This is a genomic window from Mycobacterium sp. 852002-40037_SCH5390672 (assembly GCF_001665875.1).
In the GTDB taxonomy this organism is placed as follows: domain Bacteria; phylum Actinomycetota; class Actinomycetes; order Mycobacteriales; family Mycobacteriaceae; genus Mycobacterium.
This window is the reverse complement of sequence record NZ_LZTA01000122.1, coordinates 66,919-81,921: the sequence shown is the minus strand read 5'-3', so window position 1 is coordinate 81,921 and position 15,003 is coordinate 66,919. Positions and strand designations below refer to the sequence as shown.

The following is a 15,003-nucleotide window of genomic DNA, read 5'->3' as shown; positions in this document are numbered from 1 at the left end:
TCCTTGGATCGATCCTTGGTCAGGCGGTGGGCTTGCCAAGACGCGCCCGCACCAGGGTGCTGCGGACCGCCTCGTCGTTCAGGTCGTCGGGGACCGGACGGCCCAGTCGGGCCATCTCGTCGCGGTTGCTCACGCTGTGCACCTGCCAGCCGTGGTCGGCCAGCCACGCCGCGGCGTCCGAACGGTCCGGCTCGTGGTAGGTCAGCGCCTGGACGTTGACATCCAGACCGAGCCGTTCCCGCATCCGCAGCCAACGCTGCGAGTTGCTCCGGGCGTTCATGCCGAACATTTCGATCGCGACCTGACTGTCGGGGGCGCTGAGCGCGGTGAACATCTCGAACAGCCGGTCCTGAGCGTCGCTGGGCAGGTACGGGAGCAGGCCTTCGGCCAGCCACGCGGTGGGTCGGGTGCGGTCGAATCCGGCGGCCGTCAGGGCCGCGGGCCAATCGTCCCGCAGGTCCACCGGGACGGGGTGCCGGATGGCGGAGGGCACGGCACCGTGCTGGTGCAGGATGCCGGCCTTGTACTCCAGCACCTGGGGCTGGTCGATCTCGTAGACCGTGGTGCCGGTCGGCCAATCCAGCCGGTAAGCCCGCGAGTCGAGCCCGGCGGCCAAAATCACCACCTGCCGGATCCCGGCGCCGACGGCGTCCGCGAAGTACTCATCGAAGAAGTGGGTGCGCACGGCCTGGTAGTCGATGCCGCACCGGTGCGAGCGCTGTCCGTGCTCATCACCCTCGAGCCAGGCGAGCTCCGGGTCGGCCAGCCGGGCCCACTCTGGACCGGCCGACGACACCAGCAGGCGCGCAAATTCGTCGCGAATCAGAGGGTCGGGTCCGGCGGTTTCGGCCGCCCGCGACGCGGCGACACCCAGCGCGGTGGCGCCGACGAGTTCGGTGATGGTCCAGCTGTCGCCGGAAGATCGGACGGAAGGCGGTAGTGAGGCATCCAGATCAGTCATATCCCGTCCATGATACCGGGATAAGTTAGTTAGCCTATGCGCTTTGTGCGCAACTTCACTGCGCCGAAACGCGCTAGGCCTCCGGGCGCCAGAGCGCGCCTTCCAGGACCTGGCGCAGCATTCCCACGACGGCCAGCATATCTTTGTAGCTCTTGATGTAGCCCGCGTAGAGACCCACGCCGGAGATCACCACCAGCAGGGTTTCAACCAATGCCGAGGCATCGACGCCGGCGACGACCTCACCGCGCTCGATCGCGTCGTTGACGACGCGCATCAAGAATTCTCGAGCAATCCGTATGGAATCATTTTCGGTCCCGCTCCATTCCGGGTGCCGCTGCGATTCAAGTACGCCGCCGATAATGAAAGCCGATCCGGCTGGATTCTCCGAATTTGCTTTCACTGCCGCGTCGATGAACGCCGTCAGCTGCGCCACCAGCGAGGTCTCGCCTTGCGCTTGTTTAATACCAACCCCGAGGATGAATTCATTGGTCTCGTCCATAACTTCCCGATATAGCGCGCGCTTGCTCGAGAAATAATGGTTGATCGCCGGTCGGGTAAGGTCAGCGCGGGCCGCGATGGCCTGGAACGTCGCGCCATCGTAGCCGCGTTCGCTGAACACCATACGAGCAGCTTGGATGATCCGCTGCCGCGTCTCGTCGGCCTTCGCGGCAGGCGGACGCCCTGGCCGGCGGTTCCCCCGTGGAAGCATTGCTAGAGTGTGCCACCCCCGTGGTGCGGCATTAGCGCATTTGGCGGAATGGTGCCAAATTTTCCGGCTTGGTAGTCCTCTAGCGCCTCGATCAATTCCACGCGAGTGTTCATCACGAAAGGCCCGTAGTGAAATACTGGTTCGCGAATCGGCCGACCGCCCAGAAGCAGCACATCAATGGCTCCATGGACTGGCGCGCCGCTCGATTCCTGGAGCCGCTGGGCGCCGACGGTGATCCGATCGCCGGGTCCCAGGACCGCTAACTGCCCCTGGTGGATCGGATGGGCGACCGGGCCGACGTATCCACTGCCGGACAACACGTACACCAGCGCATTGAAGTCGCGGCGCCATGGAATGTTGAGTCGGGCCCCGTTCTCGATCGTCGCGTGCGCGAGAGTGATCGGGGTGTGGGTGATGCCGGGGCCGCGGTGGCCGTCGATCTCGCCTGCGATGATGCGGATCAGCGCCCCGCCGTCATCGGAGGCGAGCAGGGTGGCGTCGCCGCCTTCGATGGCCTGATACCGCGGGGGTGCGAATTTGTCCTTCTTCGGCAGATTCACCCAAAGTTGGATGCCGTGGAACAGCCCGCCGCTGTCGACCAGTTCGGCCGGCGGCGTCTCGATGTGCAGGATGCCCGCACCGGCCGTCATCCATTGCGTCGCGCCGTCGGCGATCAGGCCGCCACCACCGTGCGAGTCCTGGTGCGCGAATTTCCCGTCGAGCATGTAGGTCACGGTTTCGAAGCCGCGGTGCGGATGCCAGTCGGTCCCCCGGGGCTCCCCGGGCTGGTAGTCAACCTCGCCCATCTGGTCCATGTGCACAAAGGGGTCCAGCGCGGCCGTACTTACCCCCGCGAAAGCACGCACGACCGGAAAGCCCTCGCCTTCGTAGCCGCGCGGGCCGGTGGTGATCGATCGGACCGCCCGCTCGGTGTCGGCGGGTCCGGGGCCGCTGACTCGCGGCAATGTCAGCGTGTCAGCCGTAATTGCAGGCATCTGGCCTCCTCATATAGTGATCGCCCTATATAACCGGACTGAGGTCCACTTATTCCGCTGCGATGCCGGCAGGCGGACGATAGTTCGGTAGGGCAATATTTGCTGAGACAAACGGTCGTCGCGGGCGTCGGGTTCGTGGACGTTCGATGTGGCTGCACATGTTTTCGAAACAGCGATGCGAGAAGGCCGCTGGAGAAGGGTGACGGGGGATGGAGCAGGACAGATCGGCCACCGATCCGGTTCGGACGCGCCGAACGGTGTCCGGTCTCGTAGGACAGGTCGCCCGCTATCTGCGGGCGAACCGCCTGGGATTGTTTTGCGTGGCGCTCGTGGTGGGGGTCGGCGCAGGCCTCGGGGCGGTGGCATTCCGCTACCTGGTCTTTGGCTTCACCTGGCTGGCAACAGGGCACGACGAGTTCGGCCAACAGGGTTGGGTCGCCAGCGATCATCTACGGTGGCTGGGCGTCGGGTTTTATGCGGTCATCCCCGTCATCGGGGGGCTGCTCTATGGGCCGCTGATCAGCCGGTTCGCGCGAGAGGCGCGGGGCCACGGCGTGCCGGAAGTCATGATCGCGGTCGCAGAGAACGGCGGTCGCATCCGGCCGCAGGTGACGGTCGTGAAGGCGCTGGCCTCGGCGATGTGCATCGGCACCGGTGGCTCGGTCGGTCGGGAAGGGCCGATCGTGCAAATTGGCGCCGCGCTGGCTTCAGGCTTCGGTCAATGGGTGCGGATGCCGGAGAACCGGCTGAGGGTGCTGGTGGCCTGCGGCGCCGCCGGCGGCATCTCAGCAACCTTCAACGCCCCCATCACCGGTGTGTTCTTCGCCGTCGAACTGATCCTGCGCGAACTCTCCGTCGAAGCGATCTTCACCATCATGCTTTCGGCGATGGTTGCCGACGTGATCGCCCGCGTGTTCTTCGGCTCCGCCCCCTTCCTCACCCAGCTCCCAGCAGGGATCGAACTCAATCACATCGCCAACTATTTGTTGGTGGCGCTTCTCGCGGCGATCGCCGGGGTGCTTGGGATCGTCTTCAAGACCGTGCTGTACAAGACCGAGGACGTGTGCGACCGACTATGGGGACGGCGACCGGACTGGGCCCGGCCGGCCGTCGGTGGAATCGTGCTCGGCCTACTGCTGCTCGCCGTGCCCCAGCTGTACGGGGTCGGCTACCCGGTCATGTACGCCGCCTTCGCCGGCCATTACGCGCTGTGGTTTTTGGTGATCCTCGCCGCCGGCAAGATGCTGGCGTGCAGCTTGACCATCGGGATCGGCGGCTCGGGCGGCGTGTTTGCTCCCTCGCTGTTCGTCGGGGCAACCTCGGGCATGGCCTTCGGGCTCATCGTGCAGCAAGTCATCGGCACGGCGGTCGGGCATCCGGCGCTGTACGCCATCGTCGGCATGGGTGCGGTGTTCGCGTCCGCTGCGCGGGCCCCGCTCACGGCACTGGCCAGCACCGTCGAGATGACCGGCGATTTCACCCTTACCTTGCCGGTCATGTTGGCGGTCGCCGTCGGAACCACCGTGTCGCGCGGGCTTTCCTACGGCACCATCTACACCACCAAACTGCTACGCCGGGGCATCGACATCGATCGCCCCGCACCCACGCATGCTTTCGCCGGCCTCACGGTCGCTGAGGCCATGCACCCATTCACCGCACCACTCGACTTGACCCATCCGGCGGGTGATACCGCGCACGACTGGACCACACTGCTCGGCCCCGTGACCCGGATCCGCGAACCGCAGGCGCTGTTTGCCAACGACAGCCTTGCCCAAGCCTTGCGTCAGCTCGTCCTCTACGGCCGCGATGGCCTGCCGGTGATCGACACCGACGCACGGCACGTTCGCGGGTGGCTGACCAATCAGAACGTGCTGCGGGCGGTCGGCGCCTACGTCACAGATCTCGAGCCAGGCGTCCCCGCCGACCGCCGGGGCGACGAGTCCGCCGACCCGAAAGCGGCCGATACCGAACACGATCCGCGAAGTCAGCTCGACGGGTACTGCATCGTCGAGCACACCCTGACAGCCGATTCAGTCGCGGTCGGGCGCAAGCTCCACGACCTCGATTGGCCGACCGGCCACCACCCGGTATCCGTGGTGCACAACCGACGACTCATCGATGCCCAGCCTGGGGTGAGACTCGCAGCAGGCGACCGGATCAATGTCCTGGTGCCCAAGAATGGCTCACGCAGCACCGAGACGGAGCCCGGTCAGTAAGACACGGAGACGTCAGGATTTGCCACGAGCGCTGCTGGCGGCATCCTTCTCAGTGCTCTTGCCCTTGTGCGCCAGCTCCCCGCCGGCGCTTTCCAGGTGCGCCCGGACGAACCATTGGAACTTCTCCAACTGCCCCGCCTGGCCGATCAGCAGGTCCTGGGTCACCTGGTCGAGTTCGTCTGTCTCCTCGATGTATTGGCGGATGTCCTCGATGACGCCGGTGTAGACGAGGTCCAGCGCGGCCAAGTGCGCCTGTACCGTGTCTCGGCCGACCGAGTAGTCGTCCCACGACCGGTCCTTGATAATGGCGCCCGGCGTCCCTTGCGGCGAAGCACCAAGGGCCGCAATGCGTTCGGCAACATCGTCGGCAAACCCGCGCACCGCGTCCACTTGCGGGTCGATCATCTCGTGCACGCCGATGAAATTCGGCCCAACCACGTTCCAGTGAATGTGCTTCAGCGTCAGATGAAGATCGTTGTAGGTGCTCAGTTGCTTTTGCAGCAGTTCGGTGAGCCGCGCCGCCTGCTTATCGGTCAATCCCGGGATTGTGAACTGAGTCATTGCTTTTTTCCTAGCTTCCTTCCATGGGGTTCACACACGGTTACTGCCCCGTTGGGTACCCGATGGCCGAGTGCGAAAACCACGGCGGATCAAAGCGAGTGGATTTGCTGCACTGGCAGCCGCGGCCCACGGCGGGGTTCGTACGCCAATCGGCTGGCTTCGAGCAGCCGGACCACGCGCTGGCGGTGCGGTCGCATCGGCTCGAGCAGTTCGAGCATGCCCGCGTCGTCGACCGGCCGCCCCAGCAATGTCCAGCCGATCATTTTGGGAATGTGGTAGTCGCCCACCGATAGGGCGTCGGCGTCGCCGAAGGCGCGTTGTGCCGTCTCGGCGACGGTCCACTCCCCCACGCCGGGCAGCGACATCAGCGCCTCACGCGCCTGCACGGTCGACCGTGACACCAACCGTTCCAGCGAGGTGGCCCGCCGCGCACAGGTAACCACCGTCTGCGCCCGTCTCGGGTCGACGTTGGCGCGATGAAACTCCCACGACGGAATGTGTCGCCATGCCTCCGCCGACGGCATGACGCGCATCCCATCCGGCGCCGGTCCCGGTGCCGGGGTCCCGTACTTCGACACCAGCACCCGCCAGGAGCGAAAGGCGTCGGCTCCCGGCACCCGCTGCTCGATGATCGCCGGGATCAGAGCCTCCAGCACCAGCCCGGTTCGACCTAAGCGCAGGTGTGGAACCCGTTGATACGCGGCGGCAACCGTCGGATGCCGCGGCACGAAGTCCGAGTCGTCGTCCTCGAGACCGAGCATCGCGGGCAACCTTTCGACGAACTCCTGCGCGCCGCTACCCCACGCAACAGCGTGCGCGGCGTTGGGCGCGACGCGGCTGATCCGGGCCGTCACGGGCCCGGTGGGCAGCAGGCTGGTGCGCCAGATCGAGCCGTCACCGGGAGCCCGGAAGCACGGATCCCCGAGGCCGCGGCGAAGGGGCGCCAAGGTGTGTCCGAAGCTGACGGCTCCGGGAAACACGACCGTGCGCGTGCTCTTCACCTGATGATTCTCCGACTGATCTGATTGACCCTGAACTGCGTCCCAGGTCAGTATTGCGGTGTGATGACGCCGTTCGATGACCCCCAGGGCGAACTGGCCTGGATGTTTCTACAGAGCACCAGCGACGACGGCGATCTGGACGAGGGCTTCGCCCTGCTCAGTGACGACTTCACCTACTGGACCCTCTACACGCGCACACCCTGCGATAAGGACGCTTTTCGGCGTGGGATCGAACGGCGCAAACAAGACCTCGAGCTGACCATCGACTTGGTGCGCTGCGTCAACGAGGGAGAGACGGTGGTGGTGGAGGCGCAGGCCACCGGCACCACGACGGACGGCGTCGACTACGACAGCCCGTTCGTGTGCATCTTCGACACCCGCGATGGGCTGATCGTCTCGATGCGCCTATACGGCGACACCCGTGCGGTGGCGACCGCACTTCCCGGGTGGATCCCCTACTGAGCCGAGACGCTGATGTCGGCCTTGTTGGGGTAGAACGCCACATGCCCGGCAATCGCCGCGACCGCCGGATACGGCTGCTCGTACGTCCAGATCACGTCGTCGACGGTGTCACCGGCCGAAGTGGTCACGCTGTAGTAGCCGGCGTCGCCCTTGAAGGGGCAATACGTGCTGGTGTCCGTGCGGGTGAGCCGATCCTGTACCACATCGGCGATCGGAATGTATTGCACCGCAGGCAAAGTGGCTTCGCGTAATTCCAGTGCGGCGGTAGTGTCGGCGACGAGCTCGCCATTCACGCGCACCTGCACCCGCCCCTTGATCGGCTCGATGGTGATCGGGTGCCCCGCGCTGGGTTCTTTGATTTCTGGGTGGGCCATGGTGGTTCCTCCTTTAGACGCCTATCAGTTTTTCAACGCGCGTCCGTGGTCAAGGCTTCCCGTCCGGCTGACCGAATGCGTAGCGGTGGTATTGCGCCATGTTCGCAACCGCCTCAACCTGCGACATGACCTTACCCAGGACTCGGGATGAGCGGGGCAACTGCGCGAAGGTGTACGACTCGAACCATCGTTCCCAGGCCAGCAGCCGCACCGCCGGCACGGCTTCGATGATGTCGTCGGGCCCGTTGATCGCCCAGTGCAGGGTGGATCCCGACCGTCGCACCACCGTGTTGAGCCATTGCGACTTGATCCCAAGCCAATTGAACGCGTCGAACTGTAGCTCACCCGAACCGAATCGGCCGACCACCCGGCGCAGTAGCGCGGTGCCGTCCTGCTCGGTGAGGTACATGGTCAACCCCTCCCCGATCATCAGTGCGGGACGGTCGGCGGGGATTTCCGCCAGCCATGCCGGATCGGTCACCGAGGCACCAATGACGCGATAGTGATCGCGGCTCGGGTAGAGCTGGGCGCGCAGCGCTGCGACCTCGGGGTAGTCGACGTCGTACCACTGAACGTCCGGGCCCGGCTGTAAGCGGAAAAATCGGCTGTCCAGCCCGCAGCCCAGGTGCAGCACGACCGAACGCGGGTGCGCAGCAAGGAATTTGCGCGCCCACTGGTCGAAGTGCGCCGACCGGGTAGTCACCGACGGCGCCCGCCGCGGGGTGATGGTCGTTTTCTTCCAGTCGTAGTCGATGCGCTCGACGATCTCCTTCGCGTACCGATCGCCCAGGATCGGTTTCGGGAAGTCGGCGTCCAGCGCCTTCGCGTAGAACGTCGCCAGCATGGTCTGGGGCGCCCCGCTGAGGTCGACAGGCACCCGTGCGGTAGTCACACCGCCCGAGGCTAGTCCCACACCAACCGCCGCGCCGCATCCTGAACAGCGGTCGGCATGGTGTTCAGCCGGGGGTCGTGCTCCTGCCTTTGGCATTTCGCATCGCCGCCCAGAAGCGGGCCGCCTCGCGGATGGATTCCTCGACCGGGCGTGGTTGCCAGCCCAATTCGCGGACGGCCTTGCTGTGGTCGACGGGCGCTTCGGCGCGCATCATGCGCACCGACGCGAGGCTGAGTTCGGCGTCCTTGCCGGTGAGGCGGGCTCGTAGGCTGCCCAGCGCACCCAGTGCGTACAGCATCGGGACGGAGATCGAACGCCGCGGCGCGGGCACTCCGGCCTCGTCGGCGGCGATCTGGACCACCTCTTTCAACGCGATCATCCGCTCGGAGATCAGGTATCGCTCGCCGATGCTCCCGTGTTCGGCGGCCAGGATCATGGCCCGGGCGGCGTCCGTGACGCCGACGACTTCCAGCTGGATGCCCTCCATCGTGAAGGGCAGCTTGCCGAAGACCGCGCCGGCGATGAACGCGCCGTGCGGGGTACGACCCCAGTCGCCGTCGCCGTATGTCGTCGACACGCACATCGCCACCGCGGGCAGCCCGGACTCGGCCACGTAGCGCATCACCAGGTTCTCCGCCTGGACCCGGGATTGGACGTAGTCCGACAACCCGCGGCTGCCGACGGTGTCCTCTTCGGTCGCGACGTGTCCGGGCCGCCGGCCGACGGTCGCGTAGGTGCTGGTGAAGATGAAGCGGCGTAGGTCGGGTTGCGCGACGGCCACATCGAGCACGTTGCGCAGCCCTTCGACGTTGGTGCGAAACAGCGGCGAGGTATCACGCAGCCAGGCACGGGTGTCGACGACGCAGTAGTAGACGTCATCGACACCGTCCATCGCCTCCTGCAGCACGGCGGTATCGAACACGTCACCGTGGAACCGGGTCAGCGCAAGGTCGTCGATGCCGCGGGTGTTGGCGTTCGCCCGGACCATCGCCCGCACTTCCGCACCGTCGGCGACGAGCTGGCGGGTCACATGCGAACCCAGAAAGCCGTTCGCGCCGATGACCAGCTTCGGTTTCGTGCTCACTGCTCCCTCTTCCCTGGCTGTCCGGCGCCGCCGTTCTCCTGCATCCAGCGCGCCGCGTCGTCGTCGAGCGTGCCCAGTGCCTGCGCCCTGCGGCACCACTTCATCCCGGCCCGCAGGAACCGCAACGGGTTGTAGATGTCCTCCTGGCGACACCACAGCCCATCACCGGAGTAGGTGATGATCGAGATGTTGGTCGCGGTGATGACGCTGCCGTCCCCCGGGTCTTTCATCGGGTTGTCCAATTCGCAGATGATCCGACCGGTGGACTCGTCGATGACCGACCACAACGACGGGAACGCGACCATGTGGCTGCCCGGGTAGGTCGTCATCGTTCGCGTGATCCACTGGCGCACCTCATCGCGGCCGTGCATGGTGCCCGCCGCGTGCTCGATGTATTCGACGTCAGGGGTGTAGTGCTCCACCCACGCATCCCAGTCACGGCTTTCGGCCGCCCGGGCAACCGTGTCCTCGAACTTCGCGAATGCGACGGCCAGCTCGCTGCGGGAGAATCGCGGGGCGGTCATCGTGCGTCGGTTCCCGGTCTCCCAGTGGATATCAGCGCGCCGTTGCAGCTCATCGGCGGAGTGTAGCCTGGCGTCATTGTTGCCGGTTGGGAGGACGAACGATGACCAGTCAGAAAGCGATTCTCGCCGGCGGCTGCTTTTGGGGGATGCAGGAACTGATCCGCAAGCAGCCGGGCGTGGTTTCGACGCGGGTCGGTTACACCGGCGGTGACGTTCCCAATGCGACGTACCGCAACCACGGCACGCACGCCGAAGCCATCGAGATCGTCTACGACCCAACGGTCACCGATTACCGCACGATGTTGGAGTTCTTCTTCCAGATCCACGATCCGACAACGAAAGACCGGCAGGGAAACGACCGGGGAACCAGTTACCGGTCGGCCATCTTCTATCTCGACGAGGACCAGAAGCGGATCGCGCTGGACACCATCGCCGATGTCGAGGCGTCCGGGTTGTGGCCGGGCAAGGTGGTGACCGAGGTCAGTCCGGCCGGCGACTTCTGGGAAGCCGAACCCGAGCACCAGGATTATCTGCAGCACTATCCCAGCGGGTACACCTGCCACTTCATCCGCCCCGGCTGGAAACTGCCGCGCCGCGCCACCTTGAACCAGTAGGGACCAGTAGCGACCGGTAGGGAGTCCCGCCACAAATCCGGGGACTGTGCGTCACCGAGTTCAGCGGCGGCGCACCACAATCCGGCCGCCGTCCTTCGGGGTGAATGCGACCCCGCGACAGTGCCATCGTTCACCGGGCGCATCTGTCGTCTCAATGGTCAAGCGGCGCAACACCGTCCGAAGCACGACATCCATTTCCATGTTGGCAAATGCCGCACCTACACAACGGCGAGTCCCGCCACCGAACGGGATCCACGACAGCGCCGACGGCTTGGTGCCGATGTAGCGCTGCGGGTCGAAACGGTCCGGATCGGGGAAGACGTCGGGGTTACCGTGGATCTGGCCGATGCCGACGATGATCGAGTCGCCGCGCGGAATGGCCCACTCGCCGAGACGGAAAACCTCGGGGTAGACGTGGCGACCGGCGAGGTCGATCACCGTTCTGGCCCGCTGGACTTCCAAGATCGTGGCCTGACGCAGTTCGCTGCCGCCGTCGTCGGCCTCCTCGACGAGGGCCCTCAGCAGGTCCGGGTGCCGGCTTATCCGCTCGAATGCCCAGCCCAGCGTGGCCGCGGTGGTTTCGTGTCCGGCGGCCAGCAGGGTGAGCAGCTCATCACCGATGTCCTTGCGCGACATGGTCGAACCGTCTTCGTAGGTGGTGCGCAGCAGCATCGCGAGCACGTCGGTCCGTTCGGCGAAGTCAGCGTCGGCCCGCTCGTCGTCGATCAACTTGTCGATGACTCGGTCGTACTGGCGCCGCCATTCGGCCAACCGGCCCCACGGGCTGTACCGGCCGTAGTCGCGTTTGGGTTTCGGCACCGCCGCCAGTCGCGAGCCCAGGGTGACCCAAGGCGGAATCAACCGGCGCAGTTCATCGAGCTCGGCGCCTTCCGCGCCGAAAACCGCACGCAGAATGGCGTTCAGCGTGATCCGCATCATCGGCGGCAGCGTGGGAAATGGGCTGCCTTCGGGCCACTCGGCGATCTCGCGCAGTGTCTCTTCTTCGATGATGTTCTCGTACTTCTTCATGCTCTTGCCGTGGAACGGCGGGGCTAACAGGCGCCGCCGCTGGCGATGTTCCTCGCCCTCGAGCGCGAAGACCGACCCGGTGCCGAACAGCCTGCTGAGGTTGGGCTGGATGTTGCCGAGCTCATCGGGGCTGGTGGTGAAGATCTGCTTCGCCAACTGCGGATCACCAACGGCGACGACGCGGCCGTACATCGGCAGGTTCAGCGTGAAAACGCTGCCATAGCGGCGGGCCAGCCCTTGGAACATCCGGCGTCGCGACATCGCGAAACCAATGCCCTGAAACACCTTGGGAATCCGGGCCGTTGGAGGCAACTTGACCGCAGCCGGAGGGGCGGTGACCGGTTGGCTCATATTCGTGATCGCTCCCAACATCTGCCCCGGCACTGGGGGTGGTACGACGGTGTACCGCAACTCTTTCCCGGTACGGTACTCTGAAGTACCAAGCCTGACAAGGTGTCGCACTCACCGAAAGGGGCCCCCTGCGTGACATCAGCGGTGGCCGCAACGGCCGATGATGCCGCCCCCGGCGATCCCGATCCGTTTCGGCAACGGCTGCTCGACGGCCTCGCCGCCTCGATCGGCGAGCGCGGCTACCGCGCCAGCACGGTCGCCGACGTCGTCCGCTACGCACGCACGTCCAAGCGCACCTTCTACGATCATTTCGCCGGCAAACAAGAGTGCTTTATGGAACTGCTCGGCGTCGACATCGAGATACTCGGCCAACGCATCGAGTCCGCGGTCGATCCCGAGGCCGACTGGCACCACCAGATACGCCAGGCCGTCGAGGCCTACGTCGCCCACATCGAATCGCGGCCGGCCATCACCCTGAGCTTGATCCGCGAATTGCCGTCACTCGGCGATGCCGCTCGTCCGGTCCAGCGCCGTGGTCTGTCCGTGTTGGCCAGCCTGCTGATCGACCTCAGCGCCAGCCCGGGTTTTCGGCGAGCCGAGTTGCCTCCGTTGACCGCGCCGCTGGCCGTAGTCCTGTTGGGCGGTCTGCGTGAGCTCACCGCACTTGCGGTCGAAGACGGTCGGGCCATCCGCGAGATCGTGGAACCCGCCGTGGATGCGTCCGTAGCCCTGCTTGGACCTCGGCACTGACGGCGGAGAAACCCGTCGCGCGAGCGGTTTTCGGGGCCTAGGCTCATCGCCGGAATGGCTTTTGACGAAATGGAGGACCTAGCGATGCGGCTCTCAACCCGAAATCAGCTCAAAGGGACCATCACCGAGGTCGAACTCGGCACGGTGATGGCGGTGGTCAAGGTGACGCTGGACGGCGGCGACCAAGTCGTCACGTCGTCGGTCACCAAGGATGCCGCGGCCGACCTCGGACTCGAGGTGGGTCAGAAGGCAACCGTGTTCATCAAGTCTACCGAAGTCACCATCGGCGTCGATTAGCGTCGCGCGTCCCAAAAGCACTGTCGCAGATCACGTTACGGTTCTGAGGAACGCCCGGACCCGGTCCAGGACCAGCTCGGGCCGCTGATCGACGATCCAGTGTCCGACACCCTCGACGAGCTCGACCTCGAAATCCCGTACACGATCGGCATATCCGTCGGTCAGATCCGGCGTGATCACCGGATCTTTTGTGCCCGTGAGCCAACGGACGGGCACGTCGACGCGAGCGTCGTCGTACTCTCCGCGCATCCAGCGCAGCATCTCTTTGGTCTGGAAACTGCGATACCACCGCGACCCGGCCTCCGCGTGTCCGGGCTGTTGCATGCATTCGATGTACATGCGGGTATCTTCCTCGGCAAGGGTGAAGCCCCCACCGACCCATGAGCCCAGCAGGCGGACGAACCGGGAATTGGGATCGCTGATCACGCGCGGCCCGATGATCGGCAACGAGATGGGGATCTGATACCAGAAGCGCCAGATGTTGCGGAGCGTCGACAGGCTCCGCTTTACCCATGGCGCAACGGTATTCACCCCGAAAAAGCCGGTCACCCTTTCCGGATGGCGCAGCATCATGATGAACGCGACCGGACCGCCCCAATCGTGGGCCACCAGATTGACGGAGGCGATGCCCAAGCGATCCAGCACACCGGCCAGATCGTCGGCCATCTCGTCCTTGGTGTAGCTGGATCGCGGCGCCGAGCTCCAGCCCGAGCCGCGCAAGTCCGGGCACAACACCCGGTAGCCGTCGGCGGCCAGCGGCCCGATCAGCTCGTGCCATTCCCACCAGTTCTGCGGGAAGCCGTGCACCAGCATCACGGCCGGCCCGTTCGCCGGACCCGCGTCCGCGACGTGAATCGTCACGCCTTCGCCTACATCGACATACCTGTGTTCGACGCCGTCCAGGGCGGGCATAGTGACCATGATGAGAAGGTAGCCGACCAGGCCTACGCCAGGAACCGCTCGGCATACGGCGCGAAGCGCTCTCGCAGGCTGTCCTCGTTCAGCCCGAACATCTCGTATGACGTTTCGACGTTGCCCAGCCGGCCGCGCCGGTGGCCTGTCAGGTAGCCGACGATGGCCTTGCGCGCCTCGTCGGTGAACGGTTCACCGGCGAGTGCGTATACCCGCTCGCCAACGCCGAGTTCGTCGGCCATGAAGTCGTCGAACCGGATGTCGATCGAGCGGTCCGGCCCGATGGTGTCGCGGTCACGGATCAGGGCGGTGAGCATCTGATCGAGGCGGTCGATCCAGGAGTTGGCGATCTGCTCCACCGGTACCGGCGAGCGGTGCATGCGTGCGGAGTACGTGATCATCGCGATCATCGACAGCGCCACCGGTACGGGGTCGCGGTGGGTGAACACGACGATGCTGTCGGGAAATACCCGATCCAGGACCGGCACCTGCTCGAGATGCTGGGGCGATTTGAGGAGCCAGCGCCGCCCGCCGCGCAGGTACTGCATCGCCCGGAGTTGAGTGGCCAGGTATTCGTAGTGCGGCGTCTGGTCGTGAGCGTGGTAGTAGTCGCGCCAGCGGGGCACGTCGGCGAGCGTCTCGAGCAACATCGTGGACACGTCATTGGCCAGCAGCTGGATCTCTTCGTGGACGTGATCGGTGGTCATCTCGTGCATGAGCGCGAAATGCGGCATCACCATGTTGATCACCCCGACCGCGACATCCATCCGGGTTCGCCGCGGATCCGGTTCGACGCCAACTTCATTCGGCATCGGGAACGGCTCATTGCTTTCCCAATACGGCATGGTGCGGAAGGTCGGCGGCGTGGCCAGCAGGTTGTGCAGATGCGTGGTGCCGGTACGGGGCAGCCCGGCAATGACCACCGGTGAGTGCAGTTCGATGTCGTTGATCTCGGGATCGCGATTCAGCAAGTCGGTCAACAGCAGCCGGTTCTTGAGAACCTGCAGTAGCTGGCCGTAGAAGTTCACCACCCCGGCGTCGTGCAGTCCGTCGATCTCGCGTAGCGCGGCGAGGTAGACATCGAGGCGTTCCCGATAGTCGTCGGGCCCGAAATCGTGCAGGCCGGTGTCGGCGCTGGCCCTGGCATGCAGCGCGGCTGCGTCCAACGGGCACTCCGGGGCCATCGCGGCCATCATGTCCAGGATCTGCTGGCCCTCGGCGCTGAATCGGGGCGAGGCAAGGTCGTCGAGGCGTACGTTCACGGCGACTTA

General features: G+C 65.4%; 17 protein-coding genes. 5 read left to right on the top strand and 12 right to left on the bottom strand.

Annotation, left to right across the window (positions count from 1 at the left end):
* Positions 1-19 precede the first annotated feature (19 nt).
* From A5782_RS22420 to A5782_RS22410, 3 genes are all read right to left on the bottom strand, one after another.
* Positions 20-961 (bottom strand): class I SAM-dependent methyltransferase, encoded by a 942-nt coding sequence (locus tag A5782_RS22420; protein WP_067104278.1) that lies wholly within the window; start codon positions 959-961, stop codon positions 20-22.
* A gap of 73 nt (positions 962-1,034) precedes the next feature.
* Positions 1,035-1,670: a TetR/AcrR family transcriptional regulator gene (locus A5782_RS22415; RefSeq protein ID WP_067104277.1), complete on the bottom strand. Its 636-nt coding sequence runs from the start codon at positions 1,668-1,670 to the stop codon at positions 1,035-1,037.
* 2 nt (positions 1,671-1,672) lie between these two features.
* Complete coding sequence (locus A5782_RS22410; protein ID WP_067104276.1) at positions 1,673-2,665, bottom strand: pirin family protein; 993 nt, start codon at positions 2,663-2,665, stop codon at positions 1,673-1,675.
* Positions 2,666-2,874: 209 nt separating this feature from the next.
* Here A5782_RS22410 and A5782_RS22405 point away from each other — a divergent pair, with 209 nt between their 5' ends.
* Positions 2,875-4,881 carry a chloride channel protein gene (locus A5782_RS22405; protein WP_067104275.1) on the top strand — a complete coding sequence of 669 codons (2,007 nt, stop codon included), beginning with the start codon at positions 2,875-2,877 and terminating at the stop codon, positions 4,879-4,881.
* Positions 4,882-4,893: 12 nt separating this feature from the next.
* On the opposite strand, the gene A5782_RS22400 is transcribed toward A5782_RS22405, so the two are convergent.
* Both A5782_RS22400 and A5782_RS22395 read right to left on the bottom strand, forming a co-directional pair.
* Positions 4,894-5,442, bottom strand: a complete 549-nt coding sequence (locus A5782_RS22400; protein WP_065029347.1) for a Dps family protein — start codon at positions 5,440-5,442, stop codon at positions 4,894-4,896.
* 89 nt (positions 5,443-5,531) lie between these two features.
* Positions 5,532-6,443, bottom strand: a complete 912-nt coding sequence (locus A5782_RS22395; RefSeq protein WP_067104274.1) for a DNA-3-methyladenine glycosylase — start codon at positions 6,441-6,443, stop codon at positions 5,532-5,534.
* 60 nt (positions 6,444-6,503) lie between these two features.
* Between A5782_RS22395 and A5782_RS22390 the strand changes: the two genes are divergently transcribed.
* Positions 6,504-6,905, top strand: a complete 402-nt coding sequence (locus A5782_RS22390) for a nuclear transport factor 2 family protein (protein ID WP_067104273.1) — start codon at positions 6,504-6,506, stop codon at positions 6,903-6,905.
* On the opposite strand, the gene A5782_RS22385 is transcribed toward A5782_RS22390, so the two are convergent.
* The 4 genes from A5782_RS22385 to A5782_RS22370 form a co-directional block, all read right to left on the bottom strand.
* A complete protein-coding gene (locus A5782_RS22385) occupies positions 6,899-7,279 on the bottom strand; it encodes a DUF427 domain-containing protein (protein ID WP_067104272.1) in 381 nt (126 codons plus the stop codon). The two genes, A5782_RS22390 and A5782_RS22385, sit on opposite strands and share 7 nt — an antisense overlap.
* 49 nt (positions 7,280-7,328) lie before the next feature.
* Positions 7,329-8,156, bottom strand: coding sequence for a class I SAM-dependent methyltransferase (locus tag A5782_RS22380; RefSeq protein ID WP_067104271.1), 828 nt, complete (start codon positions 8,154-8,156; stop codon positions 7,329-7,331).
* Positions 8,157-8,235: 79 nt separating this feature from the next.
* Entirely contained in the window at positions 8,236-9,255 is a 1,020-nt protein-coding gene (locus tag A5782_RS22375; RefSeq protein ID WP_067104270.1) for an NAD-dependent epimerase/dehydratase family protein, read from the bottom strand.
* Complete coding sequence (locus A5782_RS22370; RefSeq protein WP_067104269.1) at positions 9,252-9,779, bottom strand: nuclear transport factor 2 family protein; 528 nt, start codon at positions 9,777-9,779, stop codon at positions 9,252-9,254. Before A5782_RS22370 ends, A5782_RS22375 begins: the two co-directional genes overlap by 4 nt.
* Before the next feature lie 101 nt (positions 9,780-9,880).
* On the opposite strand from A5782_RS22370, the gene msrA reads away from it, so the two are divergent.
* A complete protein-coding gene (gene msrA, locus A5782_RS22365; protein WP_067104268.1) occupies positions 9,881-10,393 on the top strand; it encodes a peptide-methionine (S)-S-oxide reductase MsrA in 513 nt (170 codons plus the stop codon).
* A 60-nt stretch (positions 10,394-10,453) separates the two neighbouring features.
* On the opposite strand, the gene A5782_RS22360 is transcribed toward msrA, so the two are convergent.
* Positions 10,454-11,773: a cytochrome P450 gene (locus A5782_RS22360; protein ID WP_067104267.1), complete on the bottom strand. Its 1,320-nt coding sequence runs from the start codon at positions 11,771-11,773 to the stop codon at positions 10,454-10,456.
* A gap of 144 nt (positions 11,774-11,917) precedes the next feature.
* Here A5782_RS22360 and A5782_RS22355 point away from each other — a divergent pair, with 144 nt between their 5' ends.
* Both A5782_RS22355 and A5782_RS22350 read left to right on the top strand, forming a co-directional pair.
* The gene (locus A5782_RS22355; protein ID WP_067104266.1) at positions 11,918-12,523 is read left to right on the top strand and encodes a TetR/AcrR family transcriptional regulator; all 606 of its coding nucleotides are present in this window, start codon (positions 11,918-11,920) and stop codon (positions 12,521-12,523) included.
* An 84-nt stretch (positions 12,524-12,607) separates the two neighbouring features.
* A complete protein-coding gene (locus A5782_RS22350) occupies positions 12,608-12,820 on the top strand; it encodes a molybdopterin-binding protein (RefSeq protein ID WP_067104325.1) in 213 nt (70 codons plus the stop codon).
* 30 nt (positions 12,821-12,850) lie between these two features.
* Here the strand turns inward: A5782_RS22350 and A5782_RS22345 are convergent, their stop codons facing one another.
* Entirely contained in the window at positions 12,851-13,741 is an 891-nt protein-coding gene (locus tag A5782_RS22345) for an alpha/beta fold hydrolase (RefSeq protein ID WP_067104265.1), read from the bottom strand.
* 23 nt (positions 13,742-13,764) lie between these two features.
* Positions 13,765-14,994: a sulfotransferase gene (locus tag A5782_RS22340; protein WP_067104264.1), complete on the bottom strand. Its 1,230-nt coding sequence runs from the start codon at positions 14,992-14,994 to the stop codon at positions 13,765-13,767.
* Positions 14,995-15,003 lie beyond the last annotated feature (9 nt).